Annotated in this window: 12 protein-coding genes; 5 read left to right on the top strand and 7 right to left on the bottom strand. The window is 41.2% G+C overall.

From position 1 onward, the window contains the following. From TH606_RS10415 to TH606_RS10405, 3 genes are all read right to left on the bottom strand, one after another. Nucleotides 1-477: molybdate ABC transporter permease subunit (locus TH606_RS10415; protein ID WP_068543771.1), on the bottom strand; the 477-nt coding region annotated here is incomplete at its 3' end. 9 nt (nucleotides 478-486) lie between these two features. Continuing rightward, nucleotides 487-1,224 (bottom strand): molybdate ABC transporter substrate-binding protein, encoded by a 738-nt coding sequence (modA, locus tag TH606_RS10410; RefSeq protein WP_068543769.1) that lies wholly within the window; start codon nucleotides 1,222-1,224, stop codon nucleotides 487-489. Nucleotides 1,225-1,373: 149 nt separating this feature from the next. Next, on the bottom strand, nucleotides 1,374-1,733 hold the full coding sequence (locus TH606_RS10405) for a winged helix-turn-helix domain-containing protein (RefSeq protein WP_068543767.1): 360 nt from the start codon (nucleotides 1,731-1,733) through the stop codon (nucleotides 1,374-1,376). Nucleotides 1,734-2,147: 414 nt separating this feature from the next. On the opposite strand from TH606_RS10405, the gene TH606_RS10400 reads away from it, so the two are divergent. Together TH606_RS10400 and TH606_RS10395 are read left to right on the top strand one after the other, a co-directional pair. Next, entirely contained in the window at nucleotides 2,148-4,613 is a 2,466-nt protein-coding gene (locus TH606_RS10400) for a bifunctional acetate--CoA ligase family protein/GNAT family N-acetyltransferase (RefSeq protein WP_068543764.1), read from the top strand. Then, entirely contained in the window at nucleotides 4,606-5,574 is a 969-nt protein-coding gene (locus TH606_RS10395) for a histone deacetylase family protein (RefSeq protein ID WP_068543763.1), read from the top strand. Before TH606_RS10400 ends, TH606_RS10395 begins: the two co-directional genes overlap by 8 nt. Before the next feature lie 364 nt (nucleotides 5,575-5,938). On the opposite strand, the gene TH606_RS10390 is transcribed toward TH606_RS10395, so the two are convergent. Beyond that, on the bottom strand, nucleotides 5,939-6,286 hold the full coding sequence (locus tag TH606_RS10390; protein ID WP_068543760.1) for a cytoplasmic protein: 348 nt from the start codon (nucleotides 6,284-6,286) through the stop codon (nucleotides 5,939-5,941). Nucleotides 6,287-6,373: 87 nt separating this feature from the next. Between TH606_RS10390 and TH606_RS10385 the strand changes: the two genes are divergently transcribed. Continuing rightward, nucleotides 6,374-7,450, top strand: a complete 1,077-nt coding sequence (locus tag TH606_RS10385; protein WP_068543757.1) for a TRAP transporter substrate-binding protein — start codon at nucleotides 6,374-6,376, stop codon at nucleotides 7,448-7,450. 4 nt (nucleotides 7,451-7,454) lie between these two features. Here the strand turns inward: TH606_RS10385 and TH606_RS10380 are convergent, their stop codons facing one another. Together TH606_RS10380 and TH606_RS10375 are read right to left on the bottom strand one after the other, a co-directional pair. Beyond that, nucleotides 7,455-8,813: a TRAP transporter large permease gene (locus tag TH606_RS10380; RefSeq protein ID WP_068543754.1), complete on the bottom strand. Its 1,359-nt coding sequence runs from the start codon at nucleotides 8,811-8,813 to the stop codon at nucleotides 7,455-7,457. Continuing rightward, complete coding sequence (locus TH606_RS10375; RefSeq protein WP_068543752.1) at nucleotides 8,810-9,319, bottom strand: TRAP transporter small permease subunit; 510 nt, start codon at nucleotides 9,317-9,319, stop codon at nucleotides 8,810-8,812. Before TH606_RS10375 ends, TH606_RS10380 begins: the two co-directional genes overlap by 4 nt. Nucleotides 9,320-9,501: 182 nt before the next feature. Here TH606_RS10375 and TH606_RS10370 point away from each other — a divergent pair, with 182 nt between their 5' ends. Continuing rightward, the gene (locus TH606_RS10370) at nucleotides 9,502-9,768 is read left to right on the top strand and encodes a TMEM165/GDT1 family protein (RefSeq protein WP_068543750.1); all 267 of its coding nucleotides are present in this window, start codon (nucleotides 9,502-9,504) and stop codon (nucleotides 9,766-9,768) included. Here the strand turns inward: TH606_RS10370 and paaI are convergent. Then, complete coding sequence (gene paaI, locus TH606_RS10365) at nucleotides 9,765-10,199, bottom strand: hydroxyphenylacetyl-CoA thioesterase PaaI (protein ID WP_068543747.1); 435 nt, start codon at nucleotides 10,197-10,199, stop codon at nucleotides 9,765-9,767. The two genes, TH606_RS10370 and paaI, sit on opposite strands and share 4 nt — an antisense overlap. A gap of 540 nt (nucleotides 10,200-10,739) precedes the next feature. Here paaI and TH606_RS11580 point away from each other — a divergent pair. Then, nucleotides 10,740-10,877: a hypothetical protein gene (locus TH606_RS11580; protein WP_197460567.1), complete on the top strand. Its 138-nt coding sequence runs from the start codon at nucleotides 10,740-10,742 to the stop codon at nucleotides 10,875-10,877. Nucleotides 10,878-10,883 lie beyond the last annotated feature (6 nt).

Here is a 10,883-nt window from a genome sequence, read left to right as displayed (position 1 = left end):
CTGCGGACACAGTTGACGAAACACTATGGTTATTATGGCTGCAGCCATAATACCTGACCATACGTTTGGCAAAACTATTTTGAAGAAAGTGTTTAACGGAGAAAGTCCACTTACTTCGGCAAGCTCCAGGATTTTATGGTCAAGTTTATTCATAGCGGCTTTTAGTGGCTGAACAGCAAAGGGAAGGCCATGTAACAAGCAAGCCAGTACTAGACCTGAAAAATGAAAGGCTGGAGTATCTCCAAAAAGTTTTAATGATAATTTGCCAATAGGGCTATAAGGCCCTAATAGCATTAGCAGGGCAGAGCCCAGTACAGTGGGCGGTAACACCAAGGGCAACATAATAAAGCTTTCTACCCAGGGTTTGGCTCTAAAATTTTTGAAAACTAAAATATAGGCCAGAGGGCAGGCCAGAATTATGAGGATAACGGTTACAATCCCTGCCAGTTTAAAAGATAACCATAGCGGTGAAAACATAATTATTTCCTATTTGTAGCCGTATTTAGCCAAAATATTTTTGCCCTTATGAGAAAGGGTAAAATTTAAAAATTTTTCTGCTAGACGAGTGTGGCCCCCTTTTAACACACAAGCTTTTTGTTTAATAAGTGGGGCCTCAGGTATTTCTAGAAAGCAACCTTTTTGTCCTCTAGGAGAGAGGGCTAGGGATAAAGCTATCAAGCTGGCCTCAGCATTTCCGGATTCTGCCCATTGAAAAGCCTGAGAAACAGTTGGGGCTTTAAGTAAGACACTGTTCTTTGATGGTAAAAACTCTATCCTTTTAAGGGCAAGGATAGCTGCTTCTCCATATGGAGCCAATTTAGGGTTAGCTATGGCCAGATGAGAAACATGTTTTAGGGCTTCTGGCCAGCCCATTTTACAGAGTTTCTTATCTTCTGTCCAAAAGACCAGCACCCCTAAGGCATAAGTTACAGGTTTGAAACAAAGGCCTTTCTGATATAAGTGTTCAGGCCTTTTCGCATCAGCAGAAAAAAATACGTCAAAAGGGGCTCCCTGTTCTAATAAGGCTAAAAGCTTCCCAGAAGAACCAAAAATTATTTTTGTTTTCACACTACTTTCCTTTTCAAACTCTTTAGCTAGCTCTTGAAAGGGATACAGTAGATTTGCCGCTGCTGCTATTTGTAAGGAATCTGCTGCCAAACTTTTACTAAAAAAGATTAATAACCAAAATAAGACAAATAGTGTCTGAAATTTCTTTTTTAGCATAATTTTCCTCCTTATTGAGTTTTTATTTTGATAAAAGCAAAATGAATGCCACTCGTGATATTTTCTTAGATATCACGATTTTAATAAAAATTTAAAACTTTAATTCTTCTTTTTTAAAAAACAGTTAGGCGGTTTTTTCTGATAAAAAGTCAGTCAGGAAGATTTGTTAGATTTTTTTGAAATATTTTTGTTTGTTTTTTCAGAAAGTCCTGGAACTCTTCTTCTATTTTTTCAAAAAGTTTTAAAACGGTGATTCCTGTTTTTGTAAGGCTGGCTCCGCCGCCTCTTTTGCCTCCAGTATAAGTCTTTATTAGTGGTTCAGGAGCATTTTTATTGAGTGATTCTACGTGGCGCCAGGCCCTACGGTAGGACATGTTTAGGGCTTTAGCGGCGGCTCTTATAGACCCCAGCTCGTGTATTTTACGCAAGAGGGCTATTCTACCAGGCCCCAAAAAAGGTTTATCTTCTTCAGTGGTTACCCAGATTTGGCCTTTTAAAAAATATTTCATAGTTCAAGACCTTTGCAAAAATGTTTAACTGACTGCTTTAAATGTCTCTGAGAGGCCTTCCGGCCTCTTCGCAGTGACAATAAGAGTGTCATTTCGCTGTGACAATATCAGGACTTTCATTGCAACCCTTTCTCGGTCATTGCGGCCCTACCCTGTCATTGCGAGCGAAGCGAAGCAATCTTTCCTTGTAAAGGGAAAAATCTAATATTTCTGTAAACCCAATCCTGTTTCTTTGAGCCCGCCCCCTGCAAAGCTGTACTTTTATTTTTTGTTCTCATATTTCAAATTTAAAGTAAAGTCTAAAGTAAAAGTACCTCCAATAAAGTCCAATTATGTTTAAAAGAGATATTGTGGTTTGATTTGGATTAAATCTTTTCATAAAAAAATAAAAAACCCTGAAAAGAGGTTCCTTTTATGTCTATTTATAACCTCGATTATATTTTTAAACCTCGTTCTATAGCCGTAATGGATGTCTCTCCAGGAGACATGTCTCCCAGTGAACTTCTTTTGCGAAACCTTGTTTGGCGAGGATTCAAAGGCGAAGTTTTTTTAGTTAACAAAACCCGGGAAGAAGTTTGTGGGCTGTTTCCTTACCCTTCGCTTACAGCTATTCCCGAACAAATTGACCTGGCTATTTTAACTGGCCCGGTGGAAAATTTATGGGACAATCTGAATGATTGTGTCAAGAAGAAGGTAAAGGGAGTTATTATACTTGCGCGAGATTTTGTAGCCCGCATGAAAAACCCTGAGGCAGCTTTATCTCAGCTTTATGCTTACGTTATCAAACACAATATTCGTATTCTAGGGCCAAACACCCTTGGATTTTTGCGTCCACACTTAAAAATTAACGCCTCGGTTGTCCCCCATTCCTTTAATCCTGGAAACTTAGCCTTTATAAGCGATAGCTCTACCCTGGCTTCAGCCATCCTTGACTGGGCAGATAAAAAGAAAATCGGGCTAAGTTTTTTCACTTCTCTTGGGGATAAAGTAGATATTGATTTGTCAGACATGATAGACTACTTGGGCCTGGATTTTTATACCCGCGCCCTGATAGTCTTTATCAGAGACATAAAATCTGGACGAAAGTTTATAAGTGCCGCCAGGGCCTTTAGCCGCGCTAAGCCCATTATGGTGGTTAAAAGCGGGAGGTTTATATCTTTTGACGGTGAGCGATATACGGATATTGCCAAAATAGTTAGAAGGGATTGGGTTTATGCGGCTGCTTTCCGTAGGGCTGGTATCGTCCAGGTGGACGAGTTACTGGAACTTTTTTACGTGGCTGAAAGCCTTGCCAAACAACCTCGCCCTAAAGGAAAAAGATTGGCCATTGTCACCAATGCCGGCGGAGCAGCAGGAATCGCAGTTGACACTTTAAGGGCCAACAACGGCGAACTGGCCGAACTGAGCCCCAAAACTAAAGAAGTCCTGCGAAAGATATTGCCTGGTGAGCGCCTGGTAAATCCTGTTGACCTGCTTTCTGATGCATCTCCCAATATTTACCAGGAAGCGGTATCTGCCTGCTTGAAAGACCCCCAGGTGGACGGAGTAATTGTGATCCATACCCCTGAATTTGGGGTAGATATAGAAGAGCTTGCCTGGGCTGTAATTAGAGCTTCCCAAGGGGTCAAATGTAAACCGGTGTTAGCTTGCTTTATGGGTGAGGCCAGAGTTAGTGCCGGGCGACAACTTTTAAGTGAACATAATATTCCCAACTTTATCACCCCTGTGGAAACAGTTAAAAGCTTTCTTTACATGCATCGTTATGACCACCTCTTAAACCTTCTTTTTGAAACTCCTGGCTCTCTTCTTGAAAACTTTTTCCCTGACCAGAAAAAAGTCCGCAGCATAATTGAATCAGCGGCTAAAGAAGACCGCCTTTCTCTTGGTCAGGAAGAAGTTTTTGAAATCTTAAACGCCTATGGCATTAAGACAGGTAAAAAATCTCCTTCTCCTCAAGATGATATCTATCCTTTGTCCGTAGGAATGTTTAAAGACCCCACTTTTGGTTCTATAATTTGCTTTGCTTATGGAGGACGGGCTTTAAAAGCCGAAAAAGACTTAGCCCTTGGTCTCCCTCCACTCAACCAAACCCTCGCTCTACGAATTTTGGAGCGCACCAAAATTTACAAATACCTGATTAAAGAAAAAAAGTTTTCTCCTGTTCCGCTGGAAAAACTATTGGTACTTTTTTCCCATCTAATTGTAGATTTTCCGGAAATTAAAGAAATAGAACTGAATCCAGTTTGGTTTGGTCAAGAAGGCTATTATGTCTCTCAAGCCAGAATTTACCTTGAAGATTTTGCATTCTTACCGCGACAAGAGACACGGACTTATCACTGTCCTGCGCATCTAGCTATATGTCCTTATCCCAACCAGTTTGTCTTTCAGGTGTGTTTAAAAGACGGTTCAGTGGTCACCATAAGGCCCATAAAGCCAGAAGACGAGCCTTTGCTAGCTGAAATGTTTGCTTCCCTCAGTGAAGAAACATTGAGACTTCGTTTTATGCAGCCGCGGAATAATATTTCACATGAGGAGTTGGCTAGAATTTGCCACGTAGATTATGACCGAGAGCTAAACTTGGTAGCAGAAATAAAAGAAAATGGCAAACTGCGCATTATTGGGCTGATAAATCTTTTACGTTTGCCTGATGAAGTAAGTGCTGAAATGGCCCTTCTAGTAGCTGATGATTGTCAGGGCAAAGGGCTTGGCTGGCTACTTTGTAATACTATGCTCCAGGTAGCCAAGCAATTGGGCATAAGATGGGTATATATGGAAATTCTTTGTGAGAATGTTAAAATGCAAAAATTAGCGGAAAAGCTTGGTTTTAAAATACAAAGCCGAGAAGAAAACGTAATAAAGGTGGTAAAAGAACTTGCGTAAAACGCTACCGGTTATTTTTTCTCCAGATTTTCAGTATCATCGTACCAGCCCCCAACATCCAGAAAAGCCCGAAAGGCTTGATGTTATCATGAAAAGACTTAAAGAGGGGCTTCTTGGAGAAATTATCAAAATAATTGAGCCCAGCCCAGCCCCTCTGGAATGGGTTAAAGAGGTCCATGATTCCAATTATTTGCTTCGTTTTGAGGAGGCCTGCCTGCGTGGACGTTCTTTTATTTGCGGGAAAGAAAATGAGATTTGTTATGATACCTATGAAATAGCTTTTATAGCAGCTGGGGCAGTATTAAAAGCTGTTGATCTGGTAGAAAAAGGCGAAAAATTTATTTTTTGTCCGGTAAGGCCGCCAGGGCACCACGCCGAAAGATATACGGCCCTGGGTTTTTGTTTTCTTAATAACGTGGCCATAGGAGCCCGTTATTGGCAAAAAAATTATGGCCGCCGTATTTTAATTATTGATTGGGATGCTCATCACGGAAATGGAATACAAAACATATTTTATGAAGATGATGAAGTTTTTTACGTAAGTATTCATGAAAACCCTCGTTTTAGTTTCCCTGGAACTGGGCTTCCTGAAGAAAAAGGAAGAGGCCGGGGAGAGGGTTACAATTTAAACATACCCCTTTCGCTTGATAGTGGAGACGTCCAGTTCATTGAAGCCTTTTTAGAAAAAATAGAACCCGTGGTAAAGGAGTTTAAGCCAGAAGGCTTAATAATTGCGGCGGGTTTTGATGCCCATCAGGACGATGATATGGCCTATCTTAATGTTACTACTGCTGGTTTTGCTGAGGCCAGTGAGATTGTTCGCCAGTGGAGTGAAGAATTTGATTTTCCAGTAATTTCAGTGCTTGAAGGTGGCTATAATTTAGACATACTTCCTGTTTGTGTAGCTGTGCATTTAAAAGCCATGCTTGATTTAGAAGCCGAAGACCCAGAAGATTTTTAGGCATTGGCATTATAAATTTAGCTAAAACCTTTGCAAAGTTTTGGGTTATAGACTGCTTCGCTTCGCTCGCAATGACGGGAGTGTGTGGCTGGCCATGACTCTTCTCCCTGTCACTGCGGGGAACCTTTTCCATATTGTCACTGCGAGGAGCATATTTCTCCGTTGTCACTGCGAGGAGATCCCTCGCTTCGCTCGGGACAGGCGAAGCAGTCTCATAAGAAATTACTCCACTCGTAAAAACTATACAATGACGAGGTAGGAAGTTGGCCTTGCAACGACTTGTCCGTATTGTCACTGCGAGGAGGCACGAAGTGCCTGCGAAGCAGTCTCAGATACTACTTTGTTTGGAACAAGCTAAGTAGTTCTAAAAAGTTATAATTTTAAATCCCTTTTCTCTAAAAGCAGCTATGCTGGGATGGCCCTGCATATCTGAAAGTAAGGGAAGGCCAAGTTTTTTGGCTGCTTCCAGGGTGCCAAGCTTACTTGAACACGCCTGACATACTCCAGCCAGCAGCCCTTCTGAAAGTAATTTTTGCCACAAAGAATGCAGTGGGCTATCTTCTTCAGCTAAAGAAGGAATGAGCTTTACTGAGGCTCCTTCCATAATCACCTGGGCCTCAAGGCCTTTAGCTTTCATGTCAAGGGCATTTAAAAGGACATGGATAAAACACATCGGGTCACCATTAAAGACGAAAAGGGCGAACTTTTTCATTGTTTTTCTCCTCAATTTTAACTAAAAATTTTACAAGCTATTTTACAGAGCCATAACCTTTTGCAAAAGCTGGTGTGGGAGGGAATCATGGATAGAAGAACTTTTTTAAAAGTAGTTGGTACGGCAGGGGTTTCTTCCCTGGTGGCTAAACCTGTTTTTGTTCACGCCCGCAAGAGGATTCGCTGGCGCTTGGTTACTAGCTGGCCTAAATCTCTTGATGTCCTTTTCGGGGCACCTCAAAAAATAGCAGAGCTGGTTCACCAGATGACTGATGGTCTTTTTGACATAAGGGTATATGCGGCTGGAGAAATAGTTCCAGGGTTAAAAGTGCTTGACGCCGTTCAAGAGGGTTCTGTGCCCATAGGGCATACGGCTCTTTATTACTATACAGGTAAACATCAAGCCTTTGCTTTTGCCTGTGGTGTGCCCTTTGGGCTTACCTATCGGGCCCAAAATGTCTGGCTTGATAAAAGTAAGGGAGGCAGGCTTTTAGAAAAACTTCTGGCAGACTTTAACGTGGTGGGATTTCCGGCTGGAAATACCGGTGCGCAAATGGGAGGCTGGTTTAAAAAACCTATCCGCTCAGTAGATGACTTAAAAGGCCTCCGTTTTCGTATTCCAGGCCTGGGAGGAAAAGTTATGGCCCGTCTGGGGGTAAGTGTGCAGTTGCTGGCCGGTGGTGATATTTATCCAGCCCTTGAAAGGGGAGCTATTGATGGCACCGAATGGATTGGCCCTTACGATGACGAAAAACTCGGCTTTTATAAAGTGGCCAAGTATTACCACTATCCTGGATGGTGGGAACCTAGTGCCACTTTACACCTTATAGTAAACCGTAAGGCCTATGAAAGTCTGCCTAAAGAGTACCAGGAGATTTTAAAAACCGCTGCCAAAGTGGCTAACCAACAGATGATGGAGGAATACGACGCCAAAAACCCCCCAGCTTTAAAACGACTCCTCCAAAAAGGGGTGAAGTTAGTTAAATTTAGTGATGAAATTATGACCAGAGCCCAAAAAGAAGCTTTTTCTCTCTACGAAGAGTTAGCCGCAAAAGATGCGCTTTATCGGGATATATTTGAAGACTGGAAGAATTTCAGAGGTGAAATTGCTAAGTGGTTTGGGACAGCAGAGCTCGCCATAAACCAGTTTCTTTATGGACGTTAGTTGTTTATTTTAAAAGGCTTACGGCTATTTCAGGGGCCATTATTATGGCCCCTAACGCCAAAAGTTGAATTACGATAAAAGGTATCACTCCTTTATATATGTCCGAGGTGGTTACTCCAGAGGGGCTTACTCCTTTTAAGTAAAACAGGGAAAACCCAAGTGGTGGTGTAAGAAAAGACGTTTGCAGATTCATAGAAATCATAACTCCAAACCAGACCAGGGCTATTTTAGATGGTTCTGAAAAATCACTAAAACAAGGGGCCAAAAGCCTTTCAGCCACTGGAGCTACTAACGGGACCACGATAAAAACTATTTCAAAAAAATCCAAGAAAAAACCCAGTATAAAAACTATAAGGTTTACAGTTAACAAAAACCCCCATTTTCCCCCTGGAAGATTAATCAAAAGGTCTTCAATGAGAAAATCTCCATAAACTCCCCGAAAGACCAGGGTAAAAGCCGTAGCCCCCACCAGAATAAACATTACCATAGAAGATAGTTTTACCGTGGTAAGAAGGCTTTCTTTTAGGTTTTTTGAAGAAAAACGTCGGGAAAATAGGGCTAGTGCCATGGCCCCTACGGCTCCAAAAGCACCTGCTTCTGTAGGAGTAGCCCAACCGGTGAATATGCTACCCAGTACTATCACTATCAAAAGAAGAGGTGGAAATACTACCTTTAGGGCCTTAACAATAAATTCAAACGCAGAGACATACTGTTTTTTTGGGATAGCTGGGGCGGCTTTGGGGTTAAATAGTGAGAATCCAAAGACAAAAATTATATAAAAAGATGCCAGAATAAGCCCGGGAGCTATAGCTGCTAAAAACATATCTCCCACCGAGACACCCAGCTGGTCAGCTAAAACAATTAATACAATAGAAGGAGGAATTATCTGGCCCAGGGTGCCTGAGGCCGCAATTACACCGCAGGCCAATTTTTTAGAATAACCGTGCTTAAGCATAGCTGGTAAGGAAATTAGCCCCATGGTAATAACAGTAGCGCCCACAATCCCTGTGGCCGCGGCTAAAAGAGTGCCTACTATAACCACGCTTATAGCAAGCCCTCCCCTCAAGCTGGAAAAAATTTCTCCCATGGTTTCTAAAAGATTTTCAGCCAGGCCAGAGCGTTCAAGAAGGCTACCCATAAAAATAAAAAAGGGAATGGCCAGAAGAACATAGTTTTCAGCTATACCCATTAACCTTTCGGGAAGGGCGTAAAGAAGTTCAAAGCCAAATAATCCCAGCTTTATTCCTATTATGGAGAAGAAAAAGGCAGTACCTGATAGGGCAAAGGCCACAGGAACTCCCAAAAAAAGAAGAAAAATTAAAAAAAGAAACATGGCAGGGACCAGTAAAGTTTCAGGCGTCATTCTTTTCTCCAGGAATACCAGGTTTTTATGGTTTCACTGAGACTCTGTAAAAAAAGTAGAAAAAGCCCACCCCAGATAGCCAATTTTAAAGGGTAACGGGGAAGGCCTCCTGGGTCAGGAGAGACTTCTTTTATTTGCCAGGACTTCCAGACCATAGGATAGGTTAAATAAAACAACAGAAAAGACACAGGAACAAAAATAAAGAGAGCCATGACGAAGTTTAAAGCCTTTTGTGTTTTTTGGGAAAAACGATTGAAAAAGATATCAATTTTTACGTGTTCTTTATAAAGAAGGGTATATGAGAAGCCATAAACAAAAATCAGGGCGAAAATATACCATTGGGCTTCAAAATATAGGTTAGAGGTGAGATTTGTCCCGACGTACTGAGACAATTTTCGCAAAATGGCGTTTAAAAAACCAAAAACAATCATCAGCAGGCACAAATAGCCTAAAATTTGGCCAATTTTTTCAACTAAGAAGTCTATGAGAGAAGCAATTTTTAGCATGTCTTTCCTGGCTTTGGTCTTAAACCAGCAATTTTTGACTATTTCCGTAATTTCTTCTAAAATTCAGTCATGCCTCTTAGCCATAAGCTGGAAAAAAGTATTATATTTAGGTTTTCATATCGTCTCGTTTTCTTGGGAGCTGGCGCCCTTGTAGGTTATTTAATAATCAAAAAAACGAAAAAATGAAGCTGTTTATAACGGTTTTTTTGACCATATTTTTGGCTGAAATTGGAGATAAAACCCAGCTGGCCACGTTAATGTTTTCCGCTCAAAATAAGAACAAATTTTTGATATTTATGGCCGCGGCTTTGGCTCTGGTGACAGCGGCTGGCCTGGGAGTACTTGCTGGTGCTTTTGTCCAGAACCACCTTCCTTTGAAATATATCCGGCTGGCCGGTGGAGTTCTTTTTATATTATTAGGCCTTCTCATGCTTTTAGGGAAATTTTAGGGTTTCATCCAGTCCTCCACCCGGTCGTCGCGTCTAAAGACGTTTCCGGTAAAAAAAGCAATTAGAGTTTCTTCACGTTTAATTTCTACGTGATAAATTCCTATGCGTCTGGTATGTGAAACCTCTCGCGCTTCTGCTATAAGAATGTCTCCCTCTTTAGCAGGGGCGATATAATTAATATGGGCATTGGTTGCTACTGAGACTTGTCCGTGGCTATTTGAAGCCACAGCAAAGGCAAAGTCCGCCAGAGAAAAAATAACCCCACCATGGGCAATTTTTACGGCATTTAGCATGTCTCTGGTAACTTTCATGGAGACTCGAGCATAACCAGGCTTAACTTCTTTCACTTCCATATTGTATTTGACGGCTACCTGGTCATTCTGGACCATAAATTCAGCAATTTTTTGTGCCAGCTTTTCTTCTGGGGTCATTTTTCACCTCCAAAGGATAATGAGATTTTAAAATATTTTGGAAATACGCTTAAAGCAACAAAAGACGTTGAAAACTCGCTCTATTATTAAATTGGAACATTTTTTACATTACAAAGCGTCATCGCGAGGCGACGTAGTCGCCGTGGCAAAGTGCCCCTACCAGGTCATACGAGGAGCACGAAGTGCGATGAAGTAATCCTTGTCCCGAGCGGTAGCGAAGGGACCTGAGATTGCTTCGCTTCGCTCGCAATGACATGTTAAGAAAAAACTCGCAATGACAACCTAAAATTGTCATGTTTTACGCTCTCATTAAGCAAATTAAGCCCAAATATATACATCAAAATCCAAAATAAACCTAAAAAACTCTAGAATAATTTCATCTAAAACTGAAAAACAGTCACAATATCATTTTTTTCATTATAGTTCAGCTTCATAAAGTTTGAGTTTCATAAAAATTTATTCACATAATAAATATAATTTAAAATAATTTCAGGAGGTGTAGGAAAATGGCTGTGGTGGAACAGGTAAACGCTTTTTTTTATGCCTACAGTTAGTTTGATAGGTTTTGGGGCCTTAAAAGAGATACCTTCAAGAATCACTTCTCTAGGAGCAAAAAAGCCCCTTATTGTTACGGACCAGGGAATAGTAGCTACGGGTATTTTGGTAGTATTTCAGTAATTGTGT

Source organism: Thermodesulfatator autotrophicus, assembly GCF_001642325.1.
In the GTDB taxonomy this organism is placed as follows: Bacteria; Desulfobacterota; Thermodesulfobacteria; order Thermodesulfobacteriales; family Thermodesulfatatoraceae; genus Thermodesulfatator; species Thermodesulfatator autotrophicus.
The sequence above is the reverse complement of the archived record's forward strand: the minus strand, read 5'-3'. Positions and strand labels throughout refer to the sequence as shown.

Excerpts from the sequence above, each read along its gene's own strand:
- modA (WP_068543769.1), bottom strand. The coding sequence starts at position 1,224 with ATGCTAAAAAAGAAATTTCAGACACTATTTGTCTTATTTTGGTTATTA.
- TH606_RS10405 (WP_068543767.1), bottom strand. The coding sequence starts at position 1,733 with ATGAAATATTTTTTAAAAGGCCAAATCTGGGTAACCACTGAAGAAGAT.
- TH606_RS10400 (WP_068543764.1), top strand. The coding sequence starts at position 2,148 with ATGTCTATTTATAACCTCGATTATATTTTTAAACCTCGTTCTATAGCC.
- TH606_RS10390 (WP_068543760.1), bottom strand. The coding sequence starts at position 6,286 with ATGAAAAAGTTCGCCCTTTTCGTCTTTAATGGTGACCCGATGTGTTTT.
- TH606_RS10385 (WP_068543757.1), top strand. The coding sequence starts at position 6,374 with ATGGATAGAAGAACTTTTTTAAAAGTAGTTGGTACGGCAGGGGTTTCT.
- TH606_RS10380 (WP_068543754.1), bottom strand. The coding sequence starts at position 8,813 with ATGACGCCTGAAACTTTACTGGTCCCTGCCATGTTTCTTTTTTTAATT.
- TH606_RS10375 (WP_068543752.1), bottom strand. The coding sequence starts at position 9,319 with ATGCTAAAAATTGCTTCTCTCATAGACTTCTTAGTTGAAAAAATTGGC.
- TH606_RS10370 (WP_068543750.1), top strand. The coding sequence starts at position 9,502 with ATGAAGCTGTTTATAACGGTTTTTTTGACCATATTTTTGGCTGAAATT.
- paaI (WP_068543747.1), bottom strand. The coding sequence starts at position 10,199 with ATGACCCCAGAAGAAAAGCTGGCACAAAAAATTGCTGAATTTATGGTC.
- TH606_RS11580 (WP_197460567.1), top strand. The coding sequence starts at position 10,740 with ATGCCTACAGTTAGTTTGATAGGTTTTGGGGCCTTAAAAGAGATACCT.